Source organism: Methylomicrobium album BG8, from assembly GCF_000214275.2.
GTDB lineage: Bacteria > Pseudomonadota > Gammaproteobacteria > Methylococcales > Methylomonadaceae > Methylomicrobium > Methylomicrobium agile.
In genome coordinates this window covers 3,992,143-4,017,710 of record NZ_CM001475.1, presented here as the reverse complement: position 1 = coordinate 4,017,710, position 25,568 = coordinate 3,992,143, and the positions used below count along the sequence as shown (strand labels likewise).

Here is a 25,568-nt window from a genome sequence, read left to right as displayed (position 1 = left end):
ATGGACTTATCATGGTTCCTCCATCAATTGTTCCGCTTGAATATCTTCTATCTCTTGGCGTCTGCCAGGATGTGGAGAAGGGTACACGGGGGACGCGAGCCAGATCAGCCCGGCAAGCCCGGCAAATAAATAACTGGCCAGTAAAAAAGTATCGTTCATGGCCAGGATGGCCGCTTGCTTCCTGATGAACAGCACGAATTCATTATTGATGGCCTCCGGCGCGACGCCGGCGGTTTTCAACCGAAGCGAAAATTCTTGCAGCAGGTTTAGCGAGGCGAAGCGTCTTCCGCCAAAATTATCCGCCAGATGCAGTTGATGGAACGGTGTTCTGCGAAAAAATAAAACGCCTTGCAAAGTAATGCCGAATGCCCCCGCCGCGATACGCAGCAGGCCGGTTTCTTCGGCGGCCCGCCGTTCTTGTCGACCCGACAAGCCGTGTACGGTTAAACGGGTCAACGGCACAAAAAACGAACCCAGACAAAATCCGAGCAGCAGCATCGGCCAAAAAATTTGATCGAACGAACCCGGATCGTCGAATAATCCGAGCCAGTACCAAACGCCTGCAAAGCTCAGAAAATTGAGACAGACCAGCAAGCGTGCATCCCATTCCAGGGTTACCACATGCATCGCAATGGCGACAGGCACGGCCAGCAGGAGCATAGGCAGAAAAACCATGCTGGCTAAAAATGAGGAATAGCCCAGCAAGACTTGCAGTTGAACAATAAACAGCGAAAGGATTCCCTGAATCAACAGAAATCCGACGGTCGAAGCGAGCACGCCGATAGTGAAATTGCAATGGCCGAAAAGACGTATTTCCAGCACCGGATGGCGCTCGCCAAGTTCCCAGACAACAAAAAGAATTAAAGCGGCGATGACCAAGGTCAGTAGTACGCTCAAAAAAGTGGAGTCCAGCCAGTCAAAATCGTTTCCCTGATTCAAAATGGTCTGAATGCCGCCCAAAACGATGGCTAAAAGCACAAAACCGATAGCATCGAAACGGATGTAACTGCGTTCGAATTCTCTGCCGGCAAGCAATGCGCCGGTGATTGCGGCAACAATGAGGGCGACGGGAATATTTAAATAAAATAAGGAACGCCAGCCAAACTCGTCGGCAATAATGCCGCCGACTGAAAAACTGATCGTGAATGGCATCATGCTGACTAGCCCCCATACCCCCAGGCCCAGCAGCTTCAGGTGATCCGGATATTCTTCGAGCAGCAGGGACTGGCCAACCGGGAGCGTGAGTCCCCCCACCAAACCAAGCAAAATGCGCGCAGGAAGGAATAGCCACAGGGTTTCGCTGATCGCGCACAGAGAAGACGCCAACGCGTAGACGACGAACGCCGTGACCCACACAGAGCAAGTACCGTATTTTCCTGAAAGCCAGCGGCTTAACGGGAAACCCAGTGCGATGGCAATCATGAAATCGGTTTGGGCCCAAGTTCCGAAACTGGGTTTTACTCCACCCAGATCACCGGCGACATGAGGCATCAACGCAATATAAGAACCCGCATTGAACAATACCGCCATGTGCCCAAAAGCCAGCATGGCATTAAACAGAACGAAGCGCCAGCCGTGTAATCGCTCATCAAAAATTATAGCCATGAATATCGAATCAGTGGGTGAACACACTAGGCGATGTATTTTTTGCAATACCTTCTATGGGTAGTTCGCCGTTTTTCAGATATATTTTTATTCGTTGATTCTCTGATTTTATCTATGCTTAACTTAATACCCCTAATACCAACATGCCGGAAAATACAGCTAAAACCGCCCACCCTATGACTTTGTTGACCGTGCTTGTCGCCTGCCACAAGCCAGAAATCTTCTCGCACCTGCGATGATAACTATTGCAAATCCTATATTTAATAAAGTAATACCCTGTCGGTATCAAGGTAATCAGTATATAGGAGGCAAGTCCCGCAATAATCAGTATGAGGTAAAAACTGATTATCTGTGTAGTACGGGCATCGGTATGAAAAATATGTTCTACTAAGTGATCCAGAGTCGACTCCAGTATTTCAAATAAAATATGAAGAAGCTCAAGCGACAAATGTATAATCGTATCTATTTGGCCATAAACTATAATTACCAGGATTATCCACGCAATAGCTTTATGTGTTGTTGAAAATTTATTTTCATTGAAGACATTCCGATTCATTGGAGCTTGCCTCGCTAGCCATGATTCAGCAATTTCTGAGTTTTTTCTCCAGTAAAATCTTTAACCCAAGCCATTCTTTTAAAAACCATCACGATTACCGTAATCCAGCTGTCTCGAAACGGTTATCTGGTAGCATTTTTTATTTATTAACGCTTCGTTTTGGAATTGCTAGGGGATTTACGAAGCAATCGAATATCAAAATAGGAATAAATAATAATTAGAAGTGCCATAACAAAGATTTTAAATTTTGTTATGAGTTTTTTCTCATTAAAAAGTTTCCAATTCATTGCATATTTACTCTGTAACCATGATTTAGGGGCTTCTTTATTTAAGGAAGCTCTGAATAAGTGGTTTTTATAAGCGACACCGTGCGACATCCGTGGCACCTCGCCGAAAATGGGCAAATCCTTCCCGGCAGCGCCCGCTATCGGGGTGATTTCACTCAGTGTTCTCGGTTTTCCAGGGCGAAGGACAAAGGTCTCCCTAGGTCGGCTGCAGCGCCTGCCGAACGTGATAAAGATTGCCCAGGGCAAACAGCAAGTAGAGTTGTTGGGCATTCTTGAACAGCCCCCGGTAACGCACTTTGGTATAGCCGAACTGGCGCTTGACGATCCGGAACGGATGTTCGACCATGGCGCGTAACGGCGCCAGCATGTGGTTGTGAAGGGCTTGCTCTACCGGCAACTCCTCACCCTTCCCCCGCTTGAACGGAAAGGCCCAAACCGGCTCACCTTCCAGGCGATCCGCCGCCAGATTCCGGTCCTTGCGGGTATAGGCCCGATCGCCCAGCACGACCCGTTCCTCGCCGTGCAGCAACGCCTCCGTCATGACCCCATCCGCCACCTTGGCGGTGGTCATCTCCACAGTATGCACTAACCCCGACTCGGCATCGACCCCAATGTGCGCCTTCATCCCAAAGTGGTAATTGTTCCCTTTCTTGGTCGAACTCATCTCGGCATCCCGTTTGCGCGCCCGGTTCTTGGTGGACGGCGGGGCAGCGATTAATGTCGCATCGACGATCGTGCCTTGCCGTAGCAACAGGCCTTTTTCGGCCAACAGCGCCGCCGTTTCATCAAATAGGGTTTGTGCCAACTGATGGCGTTCCAGCAGATGCCGGAACTTGAGGATCGTGGTTTCATCCGGCAGGGCGTCCTCGCCCGCATCGAGCCCGGCAAACTCGCGCAGCAGCGGCATGTCGTGCAATACTTCCTCCATCGCCGGATCGGAATAGCCGAACCACTGCTGCATCAGGTGAATGCGCAACATCGTCGCCAAGGGAAAGGGGCGGCGGCCTCGGCCCGCTGTCGGGTAGTGCGGCGCTATCCGGCTCGTCCACAAACTCCAAGGCACTACCTGCTCCATCTCTTGGAGAAATTGCTGCCGCCGAGTCTGTTTCGGTTTCTTCACAAACAGTGGGGCACTGAGTCCGAGTTGCTTCATGGCGGGCACCTATCGAAAATGGCAAGCTGCGGATATTTTATCCCAGGCGTAGGACTTATTCAGAGTTTCCTTAAGCTGTTTAAAATGAATCTCCGATTAATATGATCCAGCTATTGCGAAACGATCCGCAACGAACAAAGAATTATTCAAGTACATGATGGATAATGGTAATCTAAGTATTATATTTGACAAGCGAAATTTATTTACATTTAATATCGAAGAATCGAATGTTATTTTTGAAATAGAGAAAATTCAGGCGCTTATCATTTCAGTAAGCGGCGGGGAAGATTTCGGCGCCATAATTGATTCAGGATTCGGCGAGATGGTCGACAGCTTGTTTTCAAAAGAAATCTCTGGGGCAAATAGGGGATGCCCGCGATATTCCGAATCGCTTTCCGTCATTTTGGGTCCGAGAAAGACCCGGCAAGAGCCGCCCGGAGCGGCAAGCCGCAAAAACGGCGCGCGCCGGTACGACAGTCCGATTTCTTGATGTGTGTTCACAATTTTAAGGAGAAAAACGATGACAACTTCCATTTATGATTTTAAGGTAACTTCTCTGAACGGCACCGAGGCCTCTCTCGATCAATACCGCGGCAAGGTGCTGCTGATCGTCAATACGGCCAGCCGCTGCGGCTTTACGCCGCAATACCAGGGGCTGGAGGAGCTGTACCGGCGCTACCGCGACCGGGGACTGGCGGTATTGGGATTTCCCTGCAACCAGTTCGGCGCACAGGAGCCGGGCAATGCGGAAGATATCCGGTCGTTCTGCACCGTCAATTATGGGGTCAGTTTCCCGATGTTTTCGAAAATCGAGGTCAACGGCGAACAGGCCGATCCGCTGTTCAGGTATCTCAAGGCGCAGGCGAAGGGCATTCTCGGCTCGACCGCGATCAAATGGAATTTCACAAAGTTTCTGGTGAACCGGCAAGGAGACGTCGTGGGGCGTTACGGTTCTGCGACCAAACCCGAGCAACTGGCCGCTGCCATAGAAGGTTTGCTGCCGCCGGTTTGAACGGGCGCAAGATCGAGCCGGCAATACGGTTGGCGGTATTGCCGCGCCGGAGCCGGCCATCGACCTTGAAGGGTGGCTCGATCATCCCGTAACATCCGCAGGCGGATTCGCCATGACTGGCAGTCCGCGTAGTATGTTGCAGGTTAAAGAATGGGTGTTTAATTATTCATGAGATAATTTATTCAGCTTGCGCAAACGCTTCTTCTTCGCCTTTTGCTCCCGGATCACAGTCACTTCGGCCAGTTCCTGTTCCATCATCGGCGGCGTTTCGAGGGTAACTCGTCCCACTGTACCGGCGCGGAATTCTGCAAGCAGGATTTTGGCCGCCTTGTCCAGATCCATCTGCCCGCCGGCGCGCAAGCAGCCGCGTTTGCGGCTGATCGCTTCCAGCACCGCTTCGTCGGATTCCGGAATCCGCTCCAGCCGGAAACGCTCGCGCAGGTAGTCGGGATACTGTCGGTTCAGGTAGCCGGCCACGAAGGCGGCGACCGCCTCATGATGCAGCGCGGTGTCCTTGATCGCGCCGGTGGCGGCGAGCCGGAGGCCGCTGTGCCTGTTTTCGATGTTCGGCCAGAGCATGCCGGGAGTGTCGAGCAGCACGACGTTGCTGCCGATGGCGATGCGCTGCTGGGTCTTGGTCACGGCCGGCTCGTTGCCGGTCTTGGCGACCGTGCGGCCGGCCAGGATGTTGATCAGGGTCGATTTGCCGACGTTCGGGATGCCCATGATCAGCGCGTGCACGATCCGGTCGTTCTGCATCTGCCCGGCCAGCATGTTCCGGCAAAGCGCCGGAATTTTGCGTATCTTTTCGGGTTCGCGGCTGGTCAGGGCGAGCGTTTTGACGCCTTGCTCCCGTTCCAGGTAATCCTGCCAGACGGCGGTCAGTTCCGGGTCGGCCAGATCGCTCTTGCTCAGTACTTTCAGGCAAGGCTTGTCGCCGCGCAGCGAAGCGAGCAGCGGATTGGCGCTGCTGAACGGAATGCGCGCGTCGAGCACCTCGATCACGATGTCGGTTTTCGGCAGGATTTCCTTTATTTCCTTGCCGGCCTTGTGCATATGGCCGGGATACCACTGAATCTGCATGATGTGTCGGGAAGGGCAAAATGCTATATTTAACCATCAAAATTCCCATCGTCACGCCAAATTGATCGAAGACCTCATGAAAAAATTGATTTCCTTTGTCCCGTTCGCCCTGTTGACGGGATGTTCGCAGGACTGGTTTAACCGGATGTCGCGCAAGGTGGTCGAATATAGGGGCGGCAACACCGAAAAGACCCGGATCGTCAGAAACGACAAGGCGACTTCGACCGACAAGGGTTACTATTATTTCTGGGAGGAACACAGGCATTACGTGCAGACGCCGCTGGACAACACCTTTGTGGAAGAATTCTGATGGTTGATGCGGCAAAAATCTCGGTTTCGACCCCTTTCTACGCCTATCTGTCGCGGCTTCGGTGGATCAAGCGCTGGGGGCTGAAGCGCAACGCGCACGACGAAAACGTGATGGAACACAGCTGGGAAGTGGCGGTGATCGCGCATACGCTGGCGTTGATCAAGAACCGCTACTACGGCGGCAATCTCGACGCGAACGCGGTCGCGGCCGCGGCGCTCTATCACGACATTACCGAGGTGATCACCGGCGACCTGCCGACGCCGATCAAATACCATTCCGAAGCGATCAACGTCGCCTACAAGCAGATTGAAAAGCAGGCCGAGAAGGAACTCTTGAAACTCTTGCCGTCCGAGCTGCAGGCCGATTTCGAGACGCTGATCCTGCATGACGCGATGCCCGAAGAGCATGTCCGGATCATCAAGGCGGCGGACAAGATCTCCGCTTATCTGAAATGCCAGGCGGAGATGAAGGCTGGCAATACCGAATTCGAAACCGCCGCGCAGGAACTGGCCGAAACGATAGCCGGCTACCGGCAGCCGGAAGTGGTGTTTTTCATGCAGGCGTTCGCGCCGAGCTGCGGGTTGACGCTGGACGGGTTGATGAGGACGTAATCGATGGGCGCCGCCTCGATGAAGCGCAGCGAAATCGAGGAATGCCGTCTCCGATTTAGGTTCCCCCCTCGGCTTCGTTGCACTGCATCGAGGCTACGGCACTCTGGAACGGGTCTTACCGCTTCAGATTGTCGATGCTGAAATTATCCAGATACAGGATCGCGGCGCCGAGGCCGATGCAGACCAGATAGCTCAAGGTCGGCGAGCCGGGGAACAGGTAGGTGTCGAGCAATCCCCACGCGCCTCGCCATAACATCACGATCGCGAAAACGATGACGACCACATTGGCGTTCGGATGGCGGGCTTTGAACTGTTCGAGTTTGGGTGAATCTTTGACTTGTTTTAACATGGCTTGCGGCGGTCTCATGGATTCGGGGGATGGATCGGTTATTCTATATAATGTGTCCCAGCTTCATCAATATGCTTTTCTTGGAAGTCGAGCGTTCGGCTCCTGATCCGATTGCTTTTATAACTCGATTTTTTTATGGATATATTGACCCACGTTCTCGACTTCTTCTTGCACATCAATGCGCATCTGGCCGACATTTTCGCCCGATACGGCGTGCTGACCTATACGATTTTGTTCCTGATCGTGTTCTGCGAAACCGGTCTGGTCGTGATGCCCTGGCTGCCGGGCGACTCGCTGTTGTTCGCGGCCGGCGCGCTGACCGCCAGCACCGGGCAACTGGACATTTACGTGCTGATCGTGCTGTTGATCGCGGCCGCGTTGACCGGCGACAATGTGAATTACGTGGTGGGCCGGTTTCTCGGCCAAAAAATCAAGGCCAGGGAAAAAATCGGTTTCTTCAAGCGCGAGTACATCGAGCGCACCGAGGCCTACTACGAACAATACGGCGGCCGCACCGTGATCATTGCGCGCTTCGTGCCGCTGGTCCGGACTGTCGCGCCTTTCGTGGCCGGCGCAGGCAACATGTGCTATGTGCGTTATCTCGGCTTTTGCATCGGCGGCGCGATGCTCTGGGTCGGCGGCCTGACGATGCTGGGCTACCAGTTCGGCAATCTGGAAATCGTGCAGAAGAATTTCGAACTGGTGATTTTAAGCATCGTGGCGATTTCGCTGCTGCCGATCGTGCATCAGATCTGGAAGAATTTCCGTAGTAAAACCTCAGAAACCGCATCGGTTTAACGGCCATTGTCTAGGCAGGGCGGATAACGCATGCTGGCAGCGCTCGTCCGTTTTTCGATTCGTTTCCACGGCGTCGTGATTGCGATCGCCATGATGATACTCGGCTACGGCGGCTACCGCTTCGCGACCGCCGGGCTCGACATCTTTCCCGAATTTTCGCCGAAGCGGGTGATCATTCAAACCGAAGCGCCGGGCCTGTCGGCCGAGCAGGTCGAAATCCTGGTCACGCAGCCGGTCGAGATGGCGGTCAGCGGCTTGATCGGACTCGAAACGGTCCGTTCCGAGTCGATCCAGGGGCTGTCGATCGTGACGGTCAATTTCGCCGAAGAGACCGATATCTACCGCAACCGGCAACTGGTCGGGGAACGTCTGGCCGAATTGCCTTCCCGCTTGCCGCCTGGCGTGATTCCGGTTGCGGTGCCCTTGTCCTCCTCCTCGGCGACCGTGCTGACGCTGGGCCTGACGTCGGACAGCAAGGACCTGATGGCGCTGCGCAGCCTGGTCGACTGGACGATCGTGCCGCGCCTGCTCGCGGTGCCCGGCGTCGCGGACGTGAATGTGTTCGGCGGCGACGTCAAGCAATTGCAGGTTCAGGTCGACCCGGTTCGGCTGCGCAAATTCAATCTGGCGCTCCAAGACATCACGCAGGCGGCTTCCCAGGCGGGGGTGATCCAGGGCGGCGGCTTCATCGAAAACCACAACCAGCGTTTCACTCTGCAAACGGCGGGAAGTGCCGCCACGCCCGAACAGCTGGCGAAAATCATCGTCAAGCGCGACAAGGGCATGAACGTCACGCTCGGCGATGCGGCGGCGATCGCCTATGCGCCGGAGCCGCCGATCGGCGCGGCGCAGATCGGCGGCAAGGCCGGCATCGTGATGATGGTGATCGGGCAGTACGGCGCGAATACGCTGTCGGTGTCCCGCCAGGTCGAACAGGCGTTGACCGGATTCGACCGCCTGTTCGAACAGCAAGGCATTACTTTTTATCCGCACCTGTTCCGGCCTGCCGATTATATCGAACGCTCGGTGTCGAATCTGTCCGGCCATCTGTTGATCGGCGGGCTGTTCGTGGCGCTCATTTTGTACCTGTTTCTGTATAGTCTCCGCACCGCCTTCATTGCGGCGCTGGCGATTCCGGTGTCTCTGGTCGGTGCGGTGATCGTGCTGCTCGAAGCGGGCATGAGCCTGAATATCATGGTGCTCGGCGGGCTCGCGATCGTGCTCGGCGAAGTCGTCGACGACGCGATCATCGACACCGAAAACATCTTCCGCCGTCTGCGCGAAAACCGCCTGTCGCCTGTGCCGATGCCTGTGTCGGAGATCGTTTATAACGCCTCGCTGGAAGTACGCGGCTCGGTCGTGTACGCGAGCTTCATCGTGGCGCTGGTGTTCGTGCCGCTGTTGACCCTGCCGGGGGTGGCCGGCCGTCTGTTCGCGCCGCTCGGCTATGCCTACATTTTGGCGATTCTTGTCTCGCTGCTGGTCGCGCTGACGCTGACGCCGGCGCTCTGTTATCTGCTGCTGGGCCGTTCGACCTATACAGCGGACGATCCTCCGTTGATCAAACGCCTGAAGCCCCGGTATCGGGCGCTGCTCGACGCGGTTTACCACCGCTTCAACCTCGTGATCGGCGGCAGCCTGGGCATCTGTCTGGCGGGGCTCCTGGCATTTACGGCGCTGAAAAGCGAGTTTCTGCCGGAACTGCGCGAAGGCCATTTCATCGTGCATACCAGCAGTCTGCCGGGCACGTCCCTGAAGGAGTCGATTCGGATCGGCACGCAGCTGACTCGGCAAATGCTGCAAATTCCGGGCGTCGAATCGGTGTCGCAGTGGGCAGGGCGCGCCGAGCGCGGTGCCGATACCTACGGCAGCCATTACAGCGAGTATGAAGTCCGTCTGAAGCCGATGTCCGGCTCCGGGCAGGGCGCAGTGCTGGAACGCATCCGCGGCGTCCTGGACGATTTTCCGGGTATTTCGTACGAAGCGAACACCTTCCTGACCGAGCGGATCGACGAGACAATTTCCGGCTACACCGCGCCGGTCGCGGTAAACATCTACGGCAACGACCTGAACGCGCTGGACGAGAAAGCCCGGCGACTGGCCGCCTTGCTGCAGGAGATCGAAGGGGCCTCCGACGTGCAGGTGCGTTCGCCGCCCGGTGCGCCGCAGATCCGGATTGAGATGAATCCCGACCGGCTCACCTTTTGGGGCGTCACGCCGAAGACCGTGCTGGATACGTTAAGGATTGCCTACGAGACGCAGATCACCGGACGCAAGCTCGAAGGCAACCGGATTTTCAATATTGCGGTGGCGCTGTCGCCGAAACTGCGCGAACGGCCCGAAGCGCTCGCGGAACTACCGATCCGAACCCTGGACGGCAAGCTGATCATGCTGGCTCAGGTCGCGGATATCCACTATGGGCTGACCCGGTACAATATTCTGCACGAGGGCGCGCAACGGCGGCAGACGGTCACCTGCAACGTCCAGGACAGGGACCTGGATGCGTTCATGGCCGACCTGAAAGCCAGGATTGCGAAAGATCTGCCTGAAACCGGCGACAGCTATATCGAGTTCGCCGGCTCGGCAGTCGAACAGGCGAAGGCGCGCGCGGATTTGATCGTGCATTCGGCGCTGGCCGGCATGGGCGTGCTGATCTTCATCTATCTGGCGATCGGCAATCTCCGGCATGTCCTGCTGACCCTGTGCAATCTGCCGTTCGCACTGATCGGCGGCATTGCGGCCGTGCTGGTTACCGGCGCGACGCTGTCGATCGGCTCGCTGGTCGGTTTCGTGACCCTGTTCGGGATTACCGTGCGCAACAGCATCATGCTGCTTTCGCATTACCGGCATTTGATCGAGATCGAGCGAAAGGCCTGGAATTTCGACACGGCCGTGCAGGGCGCCCAGGAACGATTGCCGTCGATCCTGATGACTGCACTGGTCACCGCGCTGGCGATGTTTCCGATCGCGTTCGACAACGACAATCCCGGCCGCGAAATCATGGGGCCGATGGCGGCGATCATCATCGGCGGGCTGGTGTCTTCGACCGCGCTGAATTTGCTGTTATTGCCGGGGATGCTGCTGAGGTACGGGCGCTTCGGAAAATAATTTTTCGGATGTATTCACCGGTGTCATGCGAAACCTAGAGTGGGCTGAGACGGAAGGGATTTACTGGCTTATCGGACAAAAAAGCAGGGCGATCTGACCAAAGCCCGTCTGCCGTCCGCTGTAGGGAAGGCAGGCGCTAACCGTCGGTCACCCCTGCTTCGAAAAGAGCCGCTAAGACAGGCTGAAGCCGTCCTGATCTTCGTTGTAAGGTACGGAAGCGCGTTTGAAAGCATACAGCATCAGGAACAGCGTCGTGATTAAAAACAGGATGGGCAGCGAGGCGTTATAGCTCAATCTGAACGGGACGAGATTGGCCGACAATATCGCATCATAGAGGCCGTGAACGAGTCCGGCGAACAGCACGCTGTCCGTATGAATGAAAATACTGCCGAAGATGATCCCGGCGAAGGCGATCAGCGCCAGTTCCCGGAACTGGCCTTGGTAGAGGTATTGCAGATGCGAAAGCGTGTAGCCGTATTTCATCTGCAGGGTTTTCTGGATCATGCCCCGGTAAAACAGCTCTTCTCTCAGGCCGGCCGCAAGGCCCGAAATAAAGAAGACGAGTTGCCAGAGCGCGGTTTCATTTTCTGTATTGGTATAAACGATCGCAAATAAAAAGAATAATTGGATTGCCGCGGCGAAAGGCGGCGTTAACGTTTCCTTTTGGTCCGAATCAGTTCTCCCGGAATGGACCAGTGTCCGTAAGTTTGCGATAGGGAAAAAGAAAAGGCGAGATACAGGATTTCGGAAACCGCCGCGAATAAAATTATTTTTTCATTTTATTTCTCGTAAGTCAGGATATTGATTATGAAGGCGCCATCAATTGAATTTGCCGTGCGCATTCACGGGTCGATACAGCCGAGTTACAACAAATAACCCCGGTCAAGGAATGACCGGCGATAATTTACCCGAGCTTCCGGATAATTTCCAGCCTTAGAAAACCATATAAATTAGTAAGATAAGGAGGGTTTTGCCCGGAAATCCAGCAGGTGCCGAGCTATAGGCCGGGCGGGTAGGGCGAGAGGTGAAACATCGGTTTGCAAAGAGGCTGAGTTTTCGCCGAGGCGAATGGATGGACGTCAGGAAAAGAAGAAGCATCCATCATCCGGGCGGGCGGCAGGGTTTCAGGACTGGGCGGAGGCTACGGATTCGGTTTGTTTGTGCTCGAAGCGTGATCGGCCGCGTTGACGATTTTGCCGTCGACGATCCGTATTTTGCGCGCCGCCCGGCCGCCGATAGACGGGTCGTGCGTGATGATCACCAGTGTAACGCCTTGATGGTTGAGGCTTTCCAGGAGTTCGATGATTTCCTTGCCGGACTGGCTGTCGAGGTTGCCGGTCGGTTCGTCCGCGAGCAGGATTTCGGGGGCCATGATCATCGCGCGGGCGATCGCGACGCGCTGGAGCTGCCCGCCCGAGAGCTGGTCTGGCTTGTGGTGGGCGCGGTTTTCCAGGCCGACATTGGCGAGGGCCGTGGCTACCTTTTGTCGGCGTTTTTTGGGGGCGACGCCCGCCAGGATCAGCGGCATTTCGATGTTTTCGGCGGCGGTCAGGCGCGGGATCAAATGGAAAAACTGGAACACGAAGCCGATGTTTTCGCGGCGGACCTTGGCGAGTTCGTCGTCGCTGAGCTGGGTAACCGGGCGGCCGTTCAATAGGTAACGGCCTTCGGAAGGCTGATCGAGCAGCGCGATCACGTTTAATAAGGTCGATTTTCCCGATCCGGACGGTCCCATCACGGAGACATATTCGCCTTTGGCGATGGAAAGGCTGACACCGTCCAGCGCCTGGACGGTTTGTTCGCCGACTTGGAAGGTGCGGCGAATGTGCGCGAGCTCGATCACGGTTTTGCCTGTGCCCGCGCGCCTGCGGTCACGCCCTCCTGGCCGACCGACAGCACGACCTTGTCGCCGGGCTTGAGGCCTTCCAGCACCTCGACATAATTCCAGTTGGCGAGGCCGGGTTTGAACGTGCGTTCTACCAGCACGCCGTTTTCATTCAGCAAAAGGACTTTATGATTTTCGATCACCGCTTCGGCGGGTACGCGCAACGCCTTCGGCTTGCCGGCCAACAAGACTTCGATATCGGCGCTGTAGCCGGGCAGCAATTCCTGCAAGTCTTTCGGATCGGTCAGCTTGACCTCGACTTCGACCGTGCGCGCCTGTTTTTCCTTTTCCAGCACATAGGGGGCGATGCGCGAGACGGTGCCCAGCGAGCGCCTGCCGGGAAAGGCATCCAGCGATACATAGGCCGTCATGCCGGTCTTGATTTGCGGGGCATCGACTTCGTCGATCGGCGCGGACACGTACAGACAACTGACGTCGAGCAGATCGATGGCGGGGAGAGTGGGGATGCCGGGCGGCGAAGGCGTCACATATTCGCCGAGTTCGACGTTGATTTCAGCGACCGTGCCGTCGAACGGCGCCTCGACATAGGTCCGTTCGATGGCGGCCTTGGCCGCATCCCGGCTGGCCTGGCTGACATCGACGGCCGCTTTGGCCGAAAGGCAGGCGGCGCTTTGGGCCTTGGCGTTGGTGACTTTCGTGTCGACCTGCTCTTCCGAAACGATGTGGTTGTACTTTTGCAGGCGGGAAATGCGCTCGGCTTCCCGGATCGCGCCGCCTTTCAACTGGCAGGCCTGTTCGGCGGCGGCATGGTTCGCGCGTATTTGCGCTTCCTGCAGCGCGAGTTGCGCTTTCAGATCATGGTTCCAGACTTCCATCAATAATTCGTTTTTCCGGACTTTATCGCCTTCCTTGACATTCAGTTGGGCAACCTGGCCGCCGGCTGCCGGCGCCAGATAGGCGCGCCGGCAGGCTTTGACGGTACCGACGCGGGTATTGGAAACGGTGGACCGGACTTCGCCCTCTTCAATGCTGACGATTTTCACCTCCACCGGCTCGGGGCGTTTATAATAGACTGCCAGCGCGAAGGCGATGGCGAGGATTGCCAAAGTGGTCAGCGTTTTTTTGCGCATCGAAGCTTCAGTGGGATGACGAGACAAGAGAGAAAAGGCTGCAAGTCTGCCGGCGCGGCTATTTTACGCTATTAAGTTTACATTCTTTAGCGATCTCAACTTATAATCTTGTCCGAATACGCCGACAGGCATTTTTTATCATGATTTCATGAAATACAGCGAAGCATTTTTGAACGCCGCCGCCGATCTTTGCGAAGCGGGGCGGTTTATCGACGGCAAAGGCTGGGTTCCGGCAACCAGCGGCAATTTTTCGGTTCGGCTGCCGGACGGCACGATTGCAATCACCGTTTCGGGCAAGCACAAAGGCCGCCTGCAAATCGAGGACATCATGCTGATCGATGCGGACGCCAATCCGCTCGACGGCAAAAAACCGTCCGCGGAAACTCTGCTGCATACTTCCCTGTATAAGCGTTTTCCCGCCGTCAATTGCGTATTGCATCCGCATACGATGCATTCGGTACTGGTTTCCAGAATTTTCAAGAGCGAGATCGTGCTCGAAAATTATGAACTGCTGAAGGCTTTCAGAGGAATTGGCACTCACGAAGCCCGTCTGGTCATACCGGTCTTTGCCAATGACCAGGATATTCCGCGCCTTGCCGTGGAAGCCGAACGCTACCTGGACCGGCATCGGGACTGTTACGGCTACGTGATTGCCGGGCATGGGGTTTATACCTGGGGGGAGTCGATCGACGAAACCTTACGGCATCTTGAAGCCCTCGATTATTTGTTTGATTGTGAATTACGCCTGCACGGAGCGAACAGATCATGAGCGCATTAACCGTTTATCCCGATAATCAGCCGCAATCGGGAGCCTTGTACACCGACTATTCCGATATTGCGGCCGAGTTGAGCCGGATCGGCGTGCAGTTCGAGCGCTGGACCGCGAACCGTGTACTGGCGGACGATGCCGATCAGGAAACCGTCATCGAAGCCTACCGGGATTCGGTCGAGCGGCTGATGCTGCAGTACGGCTTCCAGTCCGCCGATGTGGTCAGCCTACAGCCCGATCATCCGCAAAAGGCGGCGTTTCGGGAAAAATTTCTGGCCGAGCATATTCATGAAGATTTCGAGGTCCGATTTTTTGTGGACGGCAAAGGGCTGTTTTATCTGCATGCCGGTGATAAGGTCTATGCAATACTTTGCGAAAAAGGCGATTTGATTAGCGTGCCGGCCAACACGACGCATTGGTTTGATATGGGGGAGAATCCCTGTTTCAAATGTATCCGGCTATTCACTACGCCGGAAGGCTGGGTGGCCACGTTTACCGGCAGCGACATTGCCCGATCGTTTCCGACTTTCGATCAATACGTTGCCGCTTTATCATGATCAAAGCGATCGTTACCGATATCGAGGGCACGACGTCGTCGCTGTCTTTCGTTAAAGACGTGCTGTTTCCCTATGCGCGGGTCCATATTGCCGAGTTTGTGCGGGATCATGCGGACGATCCCGAAGTGCGGCAATTACTGCGCGATGTTTCCTGGGAGGCAGGAAAAGAGTTGGACCTCGGGCAGACAATCGCGCAATTGATCGAATGGATCGATCAGGATAAGAAAATCACGCCGCTGAAGGCGCTGCAGGGGCTGATTTGGGAAGAAGGCTACCGGAAAGGCGCCTTCGCCGGTCATATTTATGAAGATGCCGAAAGAAATCTGAAGGCGTGGAAGGCTTGCGGGCTGGGCCTTTACATTTATTCTTCGGGTTCGGTGCATGCACAAAAACTGCTGTTCTCGCATACGGATTACGGCGATTTGACGCCCTGGTTTTCGGGCTATTTCGACACCCGGATCGGCGGCAAGCGGGAGGTCGATTCGTACCGGCGCATTGCGGACGAGCTGCGGCTGTTGCCCGAGTCTTTGCTGTTTTTGTCCGATATCAAAGAAGAGCTCGATGCGGCGAGGCAGGCCGGATTCCACACCGTCTGGCTGGTCCGCGATGGCAAACCGGATTCCGATGCGGAGCATCGCCAGGCGCAGGATTTCGATCAGATCGAGATCGTTTTTTCAAACGATCGGTGATTTTAGGGTTATTTGTTACAATGCGCCCTTTATGTTTGTATCTTTATTTAAGGTTTTAAAACTGCGATGAGCATTAAATCGGATAAATGGATTCGCCGCATGGCGGCCGAATACGGCATGATTACGCCGTTTGAAAGCGGCCAAGTCAGAGATTCCGAAAAGGGGCGGGTCATCTCGTTCGGGACGTCGAGCTACGGTTACGATGTGCGCTGTTCGGACGAGTTCAAGATATTCACCAATATCAATTCCGCGATCGTCGATCCGAAGGATTTCGATTCGAACAGTTTCGTCGACGTGAAGTCCGATGTTTGCATCATTCCGCCGAATTCGTTTGCCCTGGCGCGGACGGTGGAGTATTTCCGTATTCCGCGGGATGTGCTGACGGTTTGCCTGGGCAAATCGACTTATGCGCGTTGCGGGATTATCGTGAATGTGACGCCGCTCGAACCCGAATGGGAAGGGCATGTGACGCTGGAGTTTTCGAATACGACGAATCTGCCTGCGAAAATCTACGCGAATGAAGGTGTCGCGCAGATGCTGTTTTTCGGCAGCGACGAGGTTTGCGAAACGTCTTATAAAGACCGCGGCGGCAAATACCAGGGGCAAATCGGAGTGACTCTGCCGCGCGCGTGACAGGTGGTCATTGTAAAGTTGCGGGCTTGGTCAGCACGGGCGGCAATTGCAGGAAATAGCCCCGCTCATTTAAATTGTTGATCACCGAAACCGGATCGGCGCTTGCAAGTTTCCGTTCCGGCGTGACTTCGAGGCTGAAAACGAATTCCATTCTGCCCAGAGAGGCCTTTAAGGCTTCCGGCAGGCAGGAGAAATCGTCCTGGTTTCGGAGAAATAAATAAAGGTCTTGTTTTTGGAGGCTTTTATAAATAAAACAGTGCATGTTTAAAGTAAGGATACGAAACGTATGCAGCGAAGTTTACGGTCCGGCCGTGCGGGTTTGCAGCAAGCCATAACGGGGAGTTGTCACACTATTATTCCTTCTCTCCCTCGATGAATCAATCCACTTTCAAATCTCGGGATTTTTTTCTCAAGGCCTGCTGTTTCGAGGCCTCGCTGATCCTGGTCGCTCTCATCCTGGGTGGGATAGCGGGCATCAACCCGTTTGCAAAGCTGTTTTTCTCCGAGGCCGCGATTTTATACGGAATTATCGGCACGGCGCCGATGATCGTGTTGTTTCATCTGGCGGAACTGCGGCAGCAAGAGGCGTTTCAGAAAATCAGACGGTTATTGCTCGAAACGCTGGGTCCCAGCCTGCATCGGCGGCACTGGGCCGATTTGCTGATGCTCGCCGCGATAGCGGGATTGTCGGAGGAAATTCTTTTCCGGGGTCTGATTCAGCCGTGGCTGGAGGCTGTTTTGGGAATGCGTGCGGGTTTGGTCGGTTGCAACGTTCTGTTCGGCCTGGCGCACGCGGTTACGCCGCTTTATACCTTTCTCGCGTTTTTGATAGGGATCTATTTGAGTTTGTCGATGGATTACGGGGTGGAGCGGAATCTGCTCACGCCGGTAGTGATCCATGCGCTGTATGATTTCTGGGCTTTTTGGGCTTTGATAAAGACTTACAGGCTGAATCGGACGAAGCGGGAGTTCGGCGATAAGCCGTAAAGGAGTCTATGGGGATGGCTAGTTGAGCCGCCTTCCCTGGGGCTCAATTGACCGGCATTCGTTTCTTTTTACGCCCGGTAGCTGGACCGGCTCCGGGCGGCAGCCCATACAGCCAATTGCCGATTCAATCGGCAACCGCCGCTAAAAAACATGAATGGCTGTTCCGCTAGATCTCATCAATGCCGGAGACGCCTACCATCGTCCAGTTGTCAAAATCGAGGACGCCTTCCTGGTCGTCTCCCTTGTCATAAGTGATTCGGCAAACATATCTTTTCGTGGTCATGTTGCCGGATTCGTCAGTGATATTGATGTCGGCGTTAATCAGAAATTGGTAATTGCCCAAGCTCCAAGCTTTGACCGGCTTGTTCGTGAATGTTACGGAAATATCGGAATCGAGTTCCGACTTGATGTAATTATTGCAATGGTTGAATGCAATCGCCGTCATCTCCGTGGAGATGGGAAGCTGGCTGCCTTGGTCTTTGCTGTCGACTAAAAAGGCATCGGACTTGATAACTTCGGTTACGAGAGGCATGACCGCTTCTCTTTGAAATACAATCAATAAGCCAAGACCGCCCACGAGTAGAAGAAAAGGATGTTTTTTAAAAAAATTGTTCATGAATGAAAGCGCCAATGGTTAGTTTTATCATCACAATTGTATCAGAAATCAATACATTAATCGTACGCTAGTATACCGGCCTGTTTGAGTGCTGAGCGATTTTTTTGACGAAAATATTTTTTGTCTTGACAAGGTGCTTCGAGCTGGTAAACTGACCGCTCACCAAACTGGACTCGGTGCGGTTCCTGGCCAAAAGCCAGTGAATGTGGAAATGGAGTTGAACAAGAAACTCCCAGCCAAATAGCTGGGGATTGTTAAATTTTTAGGAGGTAGAAATGGCAGCTACAACTGAATCAGTGAAAGCTGATGCTGCGGAAGCACCGCTGTTAAATAAAAGAAATCTGTTCCTGGGCATCGCGTTGTACAACGTATTCTATGCTTGGGTTCGTTGGTACGAAGGTGTTTATGGCTGGTCCGCCGGTCTTGACTCTTTCGCACCAGAATTCGAAACCTACTGGATGAATTTCCTGTACATCGAGTTCGTACTGGAAGTATCAACCGCAGGTATTCTGTGGGGCTACATCTGGAAAACCCGTGACCGTAAAGTCATGTCTATCACTCCAAGAGAAGAACTGAGAAGACACTTTACTCACTGGATCTGGCTGTGCTGCTACGCGACTGCAATTTACTTTGGCGCTAGCTACTTCACCGAACAAGATGGCACGTGGCATCAAACGATCGTTCGTGATACTGACTTCACTCCAAGCCATATCATCGAATTCTATTTGAGCTACCCAATCTACATCATCACCGGTGGCGCTTCCTTGCTGTATGCAAAAACCAGACTGCCTACTTATGCGAATGGTTTCTCCATTCAATATATGGTATCTGTTGTCGGCCCATTCATGATTCTGCCAAATGTTGGTTTGAACGAGTGGGGTCACACTTTCTGGTTTATGGAAGAGTTGTTCGTTGCTCCTCTGCACTATGGCTTCGTATTCTTCGGATGGGCGGCTCTGGGTGCATTGGGTGTTCTGAGCATCGAAGTTCAAGCACTTGCGAAATTGCTGAAAAAAGACTTGGCTTAATTCTTTAAGCTGTAGCCTGTAAAATAACTATCTCCTGGCCGTTTCGCTCAAGTTCCAATAGGCGAAACGGCATAGAGAAAGATAGTATAAAAATAATTTTAAACCCTTTAGGAGGTAAGCTAATGAGCGCATCTCAATCAGCTGTACGTTCACGTGCCGAAGCTGTCAAAGTTTCACGCACGTTTGACTGGTTAATTTGCTTTACTTTGTTCTTCATTATTCTCGGTGGCTATCACGTTCACTTCATGTTGACGGGTGGTGACTGGGACTTCTGGACCGATTGGAAAGACCGTCGTCTGTGGGTAACCGTATTGCCAATCGTTGGTATTACTTTCCCAGCCGCTGTTCAAGCAGTTGTGTGGTATCGTTGGCGTCTGCCATTCGGCGCAATGCTGGCTGTTCTGGGCCTGCTGTTCGGCGAATGGGTTAACAGATATTTCAACTTCTGGGGATGGACTTACTTCCCAGTTAACTTCGTGTTCCCATCACAATTCGTTCCAGGCGCAATCGTTCTGGACGTAATTCTGATGCTGTCTAACAGCATGCAGTTGACTGCGGTTCTGGGCGGCTTGGCTTATGGCCTGTTGTTCTATCCTGGCAACTGGCCGGTCATCGCTCCATTGCACGTGCCAGTTGAATACAACGGCATGGTAATGACCCTGGCTGACTTGCAAGGTTACCACTATGTAAGAACCGGTACTCCAGAATATATCCGGATGGTTGAAAAAGGTACTCTGAGAACTTTCGGTAAGGACGTTGCTCCAGTATCTGCATTCTTCTCTGGTTTCGTGAGTATCATCATCTACTTCTTGTGGCACTTCTTCGGTAAATGGTTCGGCAGCACCGCATTTACCCAAGCCACCTAATTCTTATTAGGTTCTGAGGCTAGTAACACAATAAATAAATGGCTAGTGGATAAATGAACAATTTATCAACTAGATACTCAAGAATAAATAGATTCTCTATTATTAGAGGAGGATATATGAAGTTAATTAAAGACAAGGTAGCAAAGTTGTCCTTTGTCGCACTGTTGCTGACAGTTGCAGCAGCGATGTTCTATACACCAGCTGCATCCGCACACGGTGAAAAGTCTCAGGCGGCTTTCATGCGTATGCGTACTATTCACTGGTACGATCTGAACTGGTCGAAAGAAGTTGTTAAAGTCAATGATACAATGACAATTTCTGGTAAGTTCCTGGTATTCTCAGGCTGGCCAGAAACTGTGGACAAACCGGAAAGCGCTTTCTTGAACATCGGTATTCCAGGCCCAGTATTTATCCGTGCTGGATCTTGGATTGGTGGCCAATTGGTTCCTCGTTCCGTTTCTCTGGAACTGGGCGAAACCTATGAGTTTAAAGTTCTTTTGAAAGCACGCCGTCCAGGTGACTGGCACGTTCACACCATGATGAACGTAGAAGGCGGTGGCCCAATCATCGGTCCTGGCAAATGGGTAACGGTTGAAGGTTCTATGAGCCAGTTCACCAACCCAATCACCACTTTGACTGGCCAAACTGTTGATCTGGAAACTTACAACCTGAGCAACACCTACTTCTGGCATGCTTTCTGGTATGCTTTCGGTGTGGCTTGGATGGTTTACTGGATGCGTAAGCCAATGTTCATTCCACGTCAACTCGCAGTGGAAGCTGGTAAAGCTGACACTCTGATCACTGCAACTGACAGAAAAGTCGCTTTGGCTTTCGGTGCTGGCGCGATTGGTATCGTTGCTTTCACGATGGCACAAACCAACTCTGAATACCCAATCACCACTCCTCTGCAAGCAGGTTTGTTGCGTGGTATGAAGCCTCTTGATCTGCCTACACCAACTGTTAGCGTTAAAATTGACGACGCTACCTACCGTGTACCAGGTCGTTCAATGAACATGACTCTGACTGTGACCAACAATGGTGACTCTGCGGTCCGTTTGGGTGAATTCAACACCGCTGGCGTTCGTTTCTTGGATGCTAACGTAACTGAAGACACCACCGGCTATCCAGATGACTTGTTGGCTCCAGAAGGTCTGACTGTTAGCGACAACAGCCCACTGGCTCCAGGCCAAACCAGAACTATCCAAGTCACTGCGTCTGACGCAGCTTGGGAAGTATATCGTCTGGCTGACTTGATCTATGACCCAGATAGCCGTTTCGCTGGCTTGCTGTTCTTCCACGACGAAAACGGCAACAAGCAACTGGTCCAAATCGACGGTCCTCTGATCCCAACCTTCATCTAATCGAAGATTGCTGATCTAATAACAATAATAAATCATTAAAAAATTGGAACCCCCGCAATTCAAGTAGTTGCGGGGGTTTTTTTATGGGAGAGAATTCAGAATTGGGTTGTAGGAAAGGCTAAAGCATTTTCAAATCGTATAAACGGAAACTTTAATCGATTGGAAGCGTCGCCCATGTTTTGTTAAAAGAGGTCCTGATGTCGAAAGCTTATCCGATGGATTTAAGGACGCGGGTGATCGAAGCCTGCGACGAAGAGCAGGTCATTGCCCAGGCGGTCAGTGGCTCAAGGTAAGCCCTTTGTTTGTGGGTTTGTGGAGTAGTTGCAGAGCAGCAGTGGCGGTGTGGAGAGTGGCACGTTGGAAACCAAAGCTTACGCGAGAGCCAACCTTTGTTATTGCCGATGCATGACGAGACTCTGCGTGCGCTGTTGATTCAAAAAAGCGCTGGCGGCCGAGCAAGCACGTGAAGACGTGCGTCCTCGGATTTTCGAAAGGATATGTCAGCCAAGAGGACAGCAATGCGAAAGCTTAAAGAAATCCTTAGAGCATTTTCGCTTTGGGTATATGGCCTTCGAAAGGAAAGCACGTCATTCCGGTAGAGCCTGCCCCGGTCAGGGATTGCCAGACGACTGCACCCGTAGGGTACGTGTGCGTACCCTCAATGTCGAAAGGTACGCACAGCGTACCCTACGGGGCTGGACTTAACGGCTGGGCACCTTTCAGAAGGTGAGGACTTCCCTTACGCGATATGAAAATGCTCTAGACTACGAGAGGGACCAGGTCCTCACCACACTGATCTTGGTGCTGGCACTGATTTGCCGAATACTTAAATCGGTACTGTAACGCAATTGGGTTGGCGAAGCGGTAGAAGTTCATGCGCCGACGCTTGCCGGACGTTTATTTTCGTCACCAGCGCGTCGCGCGTATCATGCCCGTAAATTTTACCCCGTCGTCCCATCCATCCTTCACCCATGCCAGAGAAACATAATCGGACACCCGGGCGATTAATGAACTGGATGCAGACCTTGAGGTTCTTGGGTCAAGGCTCAATTACAGCGTCAACTGCTGCATCTGGAACAGATGTCATGCGCCACGGTACAGTCGGTCGAGCGACTCGCAAGCCGGCAATGAAGGTCAAAGTTTTCCAATGGCTCCGGTGCAGTCTATACGCAGCCGGCACCATCTAAAGCCCCTCCATAACGGCTGCGCAGGTTCGTGGTGCTCCCGATTTCATCCAGAAACACCGCTAGGACACAGCGCGTTGCGATTGCCAGGCTTCTCATTGATCCTGTTTGGCAGCCACATTCTCATACTGATGCTCACTGGCGAACCGTTTTTTTATAGTGGTAGCCCAGCTTTTGACGTAGAAATTGATCGATAGCGAGAATTGAAACGGTCAGAACCATTGGATGTGCTGAACGCAGTGAACGCATCATTCGCAACCGATGCGGCTCCTGCGTCGGCGCGTCCTACAAACCATAATTCTAAGTTTGAAGGGTGTTGCGATCCGACTTCGCGGGCCGCTTTGCCGCTTACGCGATCCGTAAACATAACGCTTCCGAATAAGGAGGATCTTGGATAATCTTTACGGCAACAAGAATTTCATTTGATTAAACCCGGATGATCATGGCAAGTGGATCGGGAAGAGGCAGTAAGCAGGATTCAAAGAGAATCTTATAACTTGCCGAGGTTGAAGGCATGTCTGCGGGATTGGTAACGATGAATGACTTTATTCACATAATTCTGCGTTTCGGGATAGGGCGGTATGCCTTTGTATTTGTCTACTGCGCCTTCCCCGGCATTATAAGCCGCAGCCACCAGTTCGATGTCGCCGTTATATCGATCGAGAAGCCAGCGTAAATAACGAACACCGCCTTTGACATTTTGACTTGCATCGAAGGCATCCCGTACACTGAAACGCGTGGCCGTTGACGGTATCAGCTGCATAAGCCCCATGGCATTGGCTTTGGAACGGGCGTTGACCTGGAAAGCCGATTCGACACTGACGATGGACAAAGCCAGCCTGGGGTCGACTTGATGCCAGGAGGCGATTTGCTTGACCATATTGATAATCCAGTGACGATCCTTTCTCAGTGAAGAGAGAACTGCATCCAAAGTAGCGTCGTTGAACCCTCGTGAATAAAGCTGACCGCGTGGCGGCTTAGTATTCGAAAGAACGCAATCGGGCAACTTGTCGGAGCTATAAAGAATGGTTTCAAGCATTTTGCCGGCTTCCGAATGCCCTTGTTGAGCGGCGGTGGCAAATAAAGAGGCGGCGACTTCCCTATTTTCAGGAACGCCTTGGCCGAAGGCAAACAGCATGCCCAGCCGGTAATAAGCTTCAAGAGAGCCGTTTCGGGCAGCTTTGCAATAAAGTACCGCCGACTCCCAGGGATTAAGAGGTTCGAGCTTTCCAGCCTTCGTCAATAATTTTTGCTGGCCCTCTTCAATGTCTGTATAGGCGTAAGATGCAGAGCAATATAAAAACGTTAAAAAAATCAAAGAAGTTAATCTGGACATGTAAGGCCCCCATTTTTAATCGTAATTAAATCATAGATGAGGAAAGTAATAAATCCAGATTTCAAAATAAAATCTTAATAAAATGTCAATTAGCCGTTATATGAAATAGCCTAATAATAAAATGCTTGTATATTAAATAATTGCGGAATAATTAAAATTTATTAATAAATAGAATATAGTAACTATATGATTATTGTGGTGCATCAATGAAAGTGCGGTATTTTGAGATAAAACCTGAGCAAATTTGTGCTGTGGTCGAGAGACGATGGCAAAACGATCCTCGATTTTTTATAAGCCCAGCATCAGCACTTGACCGTGCTGCTTAAGCCATAGCTGTGCGCAGCGATAATTTGGAAGATGTTGGGCGACGAGTGACCAAAAATGCTTCGAATGATTTTTTTCTTTGATGTGGCATAGTTCGTGGACAACGACATATTCCAGAATCTCAAGCGGAGCCAGCGCCAGAAGCCAGTTAATGGTGATATCGTTATGAATGCCGCAGCTGCCCCAGCGCGATCTTTGAGATTTGATGGTAATCGATTTCGGGAAAAGCTGATGTTTGGGACCGTGTTGAAGCACCAGCTGTTCTACGGTGATTTTGACGTTGTGCTTCATCCACCGGATAATGGCGGAGCGAATCTCCTCGCTGTTGACCGTCTCCCATTGCGTATGAGGGATGTGTGCCTTGAATACATCGGTATGCTCGATCTTGATTCTTTTCAATCTTGTCGGTGCCAAAGACAAAGGATAGGTTTTTCCCCGATAAGGAACGGGAGCGCCGTGATGATAAGTTTTGGGCGCGAGGCTTTGACTATGTACTTTACGGGCTTTTAGTCTTTGCATCGTGGCAGTAATCCAAGGCCACTTTTCCTTGACGAACTGGTGCAGTACGTCGTCCGAAACATCAGGCGGTGCGATCACTTCAATTTTTTCGGCGGTGACGACGATTCGGGTTCTAGACGCTCTCGACGTACGCTTGATTTGGTACGACAGGGGTTTCATCGGGCTAAAAAGGATTTTTAAGCATTCTGAGCTTGAGATCGTTCCACAAACTTAGCCGATCCGAATTGCCTACCTGTTTGCCGGCATTTCGGGATTTGGCAATCCATAAACCGGTACCGTTAAAGCTGTAAACCGGCAATAAGTCGGTGCGCTGCGTAGCCGGTTTGATGTCGGGGATCAAGTTATCGAGCACTTCTGGAACCGCCTTGGGCGTTTTGAAATAAGTCAAGACCATATGCGCCTGATTCAATCGTAACGCTTTAACATAGGTGATGCGCATTTTATTTTCATCGACGCCCAGTTCTTTCAGTGTAAAGTATTTAGCGATCGCGAAATCCTCGCAATCGCCAGCGCCCGTTGCGAGAAATTCCAAAGGAGTCGCCCAATAATCTTCCACTTTCCAATGTATTATATCGTCAACGAATAACGAATTCAGGTTAAAAAAATCATTAACTTTGTCAAGTTTGTCTTTTTCGGGCAGATTTTTAGCGGAACGGAGCAGGTTTTGCCATTCGATCAGGCGGCGTTCGGCTCGGTCACCATACTTAGCTTTTACCTGAAGCAGTATTTCGCTGGTCAGTTCAATCCAGCCTAATGCATTGCACGCTATCGCAAGGCTGAGGAAAAAAATGGCCAGCTTGACGGGAAGAGGACGTAAAAGGCTCGGCATGGCGTTTGTTTATTGAGGCCTC

The 25,568-nt window shown here is 52.7% G+C and carries 26 protein-coding genes; 13 read left to right on the top strand and 13 right to left on the bottom strand.

The window, feature by feature from the left end; genetic code table 11:
• Positions 1-9: 9 nt before the first annotated feature.
• From METAL_RS17535 to METAL_RS21215, 3 genes are all read right to left on the bottom strand, one after another.
• Entirely contained in the window at positions 10-1,605 is a 1,596-nt protein-coding gene (locus METAL_RS17535) for an MFS transporter (protein WP_005374512.1), read from the bottom strand.
• A gap of 1,039 nt (positions 1,606-2,644) precedes the next feature.
• Positions 2,645-3,601 (bottom strand): IS5 family transposase, encoded by a 957-nt coding sequence (locus tag METAL_RS17525; RefSeq protein WP_005369238.1) that lies wholly within the window; start codon positions 3,599-3,601, stop codon positions 2,645-2,647.
• A 252-nt stretch (positions 3,602-3,853) separates the two neighbouring features.
• Positions 3,854-4,135 (bottom strand): hypothetical protein, encoded by a 282-nt coding sequence (locus METAL_RS21215; RefSeq protein WP_213069413.1) that lies wholly within the window; start codon positions 4,133-4,135, stop codon positions 3,854-3,856.
• On the opposite strand from METAL_RS21215, the gene METAL_RS17515 reads away from it, so the two are divergent.
• Entirely contained in the window at positions 4,122-4,613 is a 492-nt protein-coding gene (locus METAL_RS17515) for a glutathione peroxidase (RefSeq protein ID WP_005374510.1), read from the top strand. The genes METAL_RS21215 and METAL_RS17515 overlap by 14 nt on opposite strands.
• 162 nt (positions 4,614-4,775) lie before the next feature.
• On the opposite strand, the gene ylqF is transcribed toward METAL_RS17515, so the two are convergent.
• On the bottom strand, positions 4,776-5,696 hold the full coding sequence (gene ylqF, locus METAL_RS17510) for a ribosome biogenesis GTPase YlqF (RefSeq protein WP_005374499.1): 921 nt from the start codon (positions 5,694-5,696) through the stop codon (positions 4,776-4,778).
• A gap of 76 nt (positions 5,697-5,772) precedes the next feature.
• Here ylqF and METAL_RS17505 point away from each other — a divergent pair, with 76 nt between their 5' ends.
• Together METAL_RS17505 and yfbR are read left to right on the top strand one after the other, a co-directional pair.
• Positions 5,773-6,006 carry a hypothetical protein gene (locus METAL_RS17505; protein WP_005374498.1) on the top strand — a complete coding sequence of 78 codons (234 nt, stop codon included), beginning with the start codon at positions 5,773-5,775 and terminating at the stop codon, positions 6,004-6,006.
• The gene (yfbR, locus tag METAL_RS17500) at positions 6,006-6,617 is read left to right on the top strand and encodes a 5'-deoxynucleotidase (RefSeq protein WP_005374496.1); all 612 of its coding nucleotides are present in this window, start codon (positions 6,006-6,008) and stop codon (positions 6,615-6,617) included. The genes METAL_RS17505 and yfbR overlap by 1 nt, the downstream gene beginning before the upstream one ends.
• Before the next feature lie 115 nt (positions 6,618-6,732).
• Here the strand turns inward: yfbR and METAL_RS17495 are convergent, their stop codons facing one another.
• Positions 6,733-6,966 (bottom strand): hypothetical protein, encoded by a 234-nt coding sequence (locus METAL_RS17495; protein WP_036303741.1) that lies wholly within the window; start codon positions 6,964-6,966, stop codon positions 6,733-6,735.
• 135 nt (positions 6,967-7,101) lie between these two features.
• On the opposite strand from METAL_RS17495, the gene METAL_RS17490 reads away from it, so the two are divergent.
• Positions 7,102-7,764, top strand: coding sequence for a DedA family protein (locus METAL_RS17490; protein WP_005374494.1), 663 nt, complete (start codon positions 7,102-7,104; stop codon positions 7,762-7,764).
• A gap of 30 nt (positions 7,765-7,794) precedes the next feature.
• Complete coding sequence (locus METAL_RS17485) at positions 7,795-10,872, top strand: efflux RND transporter permease subunit (protein WP_005374491.1); 3,078 nt, start codon at positions 7,795-7,797, stop codon at positions 10,870-10,872.
• Positions 10,873-11,043: 171 nt separating this feature from the next.
• On the opposite strand, the gene METAL_RS21715 is transcribed toward METAL_RS17485, so the two are convergent.
• From METAL_RS21715 to METAL_RS17470, 3 genes are all read right to left on the bottom strand, one after another.
• Complete coding sequence (locus tag METAL_RS21715; RefSeq protein ID WP_005374489.1) at positions 11,044-11,376, bottom strand: hypothetical protein; 333 nt, start codon at positions 11,374-11,376, stop codon at positions 11,044-11,046.
• A gap of 637 nt (positions 11,377-12,013) precedes the next feature.
• A complete protein-coding gene (locus METAL_RS17475) occupies positions 12,014-12,715 on the bottom strand; it encodes an ABC transporter ATP-binding protein (RefSeq protein WP_005374488.1) in 702 nt (233 codons plus the stop codon).
• Positions 12,712-13,848 (bottom strand): efflux RND transporter periplasmic adaptor subunit, encoded by a 1,137-nt coding sequence (locus METAL_RS17470; RefSeq protein WP_005374487.1) that lies wholly within the window; start codon positions 13,846-13,848, stop codon positions 12,712-12,714. Before METAL_RS17470 ends, METAL_RS17475 begins: the two co-directional genes overlap by 4 nt.
• Positions 13,849-13,996: 148 nt before the next feature.
• Here METAL_RS17470 and METAL_RS17465 point away from each other — a divergent pair, with 148 nt between their 5' ends.
• From METAL_RS17465 to dcd, 4 genes are all read left to right on the top strand, one after another.
• Entirely contained in the window at positions 13,997-14,617 is a 621-nt protein-coding gene (locus tag METAL_RS17465) for a methylthioribulose 1-phosphate dehydratase (RefSeq protein WP_005374485.1), read from the top strand.
• Positions 14,614-15,174, top strand: coding sequence for a 1,2-dihydroxy-3-keto-5-methylthiopentene dioxygenase (locus METAL_RS17460; protein ID WP_005374483.1), 561 nt, complete (start codon positions 14,614-14,616; stop codon positions 15,172-15,174). The genes METAL_RS17465 and METAL_RS17460 overlap by 4 nt, the downstream gene beginning before the upstream one ends.
• Entirely contained in the window at positions 15,171-15,863 is a 693-nt protein-coding gene (mtnC, locus tag METAL_RS17455; protein ID WP_005374478.1) for an acireductone synthase, read from the top strand. Before METAL_RS17460 ends, mtnC begins: the two co-directional genes overlap by 4 nt.
• Positions 15,864-15,929: 66 nt before the next feature.
• On the top strand, positions 15,930-16,496 hold the full coding sequence (gene dcd / locus METAL_RS17450; protein WP_005374477.1) for a dCTP deaminase: 567 nt from the start codon (positions 15,930-15,932) through the stop codon (positions 16,494-16,496).
• Between the two features lie 7 nt (positions 16,497-16,503).
• Here the strand turns inward: dcd and METAL_RS17445 are convergent, their stop codons facing one another.
• Positions 16,504-16,758, bottom strand: a complete 255-nt coding sequence (locus METAL_RS17445) for a YcgL domain-containing protein (RefSeq protein WP_005374472.1) — start codon at positions 16,756-16,758, stop codon at positions 16,504-16,506.
• A gap of 110 nt (positions 16,759-16,868) precedes the next feature.
• On the opposite strand from METAL_RS17445, the gene METAL_RS17440 reads away from it, so the two are divergent.
• The gene (locus tag METAL_RS17440; RefSeq protein WP_005374470.1) at positions 16,869-17,483 is read left to right on the top strand and encodes a CPBP family intramembrane glutamic endopeptidase; all 615 of its coding nucleotides are present in this window, start codon (positions 16,869-16,871) and stop codon (positions 17,481-17,483) included.
• Positions 17,484-17,649: 166 nt separating this feature from the next.
• Here METAL_RS17440 and METAL_RS17435 read toward each other — a convergent pair whose 3' ends face one another.
• On the bottom strand, positions 17,650-18,099 hold the full coding sequence (locus METAL_RS17435; RefSeq protein WP_005374469.1) for a hypothetical protein: 450 nt from the start codon (positions 18,097-18,099) through the stop codon (positions 17,650-17,652).
• Between the two features lie 275 nt (positions 18,100-18,374).
• Here METAL_RS17435 and amoC point away from each other — a divergent pair, with 275 nt between their 5' ends.
• The 3 genes from amoC (at position 18,375) to amoB (ending at position 21,354) form a co-directional block, all read left to right on the top strand.
• Positions 18,375-19,127 (top strand): bacterial ammonia monooxygenase, subunit AmoC, encoded by a 753-nt coding sequence (gene amoC / locus METAL_RS17430; RefSeq protein WP_005374468.1) that lies wholly within the window; start codon positions 18,375-18,377, stop codon positions 19,125-19,127.
• 122 nt (positions 19,128-19,249) lie between these two features.
• A complete protein-coding gene (gene amoA / locus METAL_RS17425) occupies positions 19,250-19,993 on the top strand; it encodes a bacterial ammonia monooxygenase, subunit AmoA (protein ID WP_005374467.1) in 744 nt (247 codons plus the stop codon).
• Positions 19,994-20,109: 116 nt separating this feature from the next.
• Positions 20,110-21,354 carry a bacterial ammonia monooxygenase, subunit AmoB gene (gene amoB, locus METAL_RS17420; protein WP_005374465.1) on the top strand — a complete coding sequence of 415 codons (1,245 nt, stop codon included), beginning with the start codon at positions 20,110-20,112 and terminating at the stop codon, positions 21,352-21,354.
• A 1,674-nt stretch (positions 21,355-23,028) separates the two neighbouring features.
• Here the strand turns inward: amoB and METAL_RS17415 are convergent.
• The 3 genes from METAL_RS17415 to METAL_RS17405 all read right to left on the bottom strand — a co-directional run bounded on the left by METAL_RS17415 (position 23,029) and on the right by METAL_RS17405 (position 25,546).
• Entirely contained in the window at positions 23,029-23,874 is an 846-nt protein-coding gene (locus METAL_RS17415; protein ID WP_005374463.1) for a transglycosylase SLT domain-containing protein, read from the bottom strand.
• Positions 23,875-24,162: 288 nt separating this feature from the next.
• Positions 24,163-24,876 carry a M48 family metallopeptidase gene (locus METAL_RS17410; protein ID WP_005374462.1) on the bottom strand — a complete coding sequence of 238 codons (714 nt, stop codon included), beginning with the start codon at positions 24,874-24,876 and terminating at the stop codon, positions 24,163-24,165.
• Between the two features lie 4 nt (positions 24,877-24,880).
• Positions 24,881-25,546 (bottom strand): transglutaminase-like cysteine peptidase, encoded by a 666-nt coding sequence (locus METAL_RS17405; protein WP_005374461.1) that lies wholly within the window; start codon positions 25,544-25,546, stop codon positions 24,881-24,883.
• Positions 25,547-25,568: the final 22 nt, after the last annotated feature.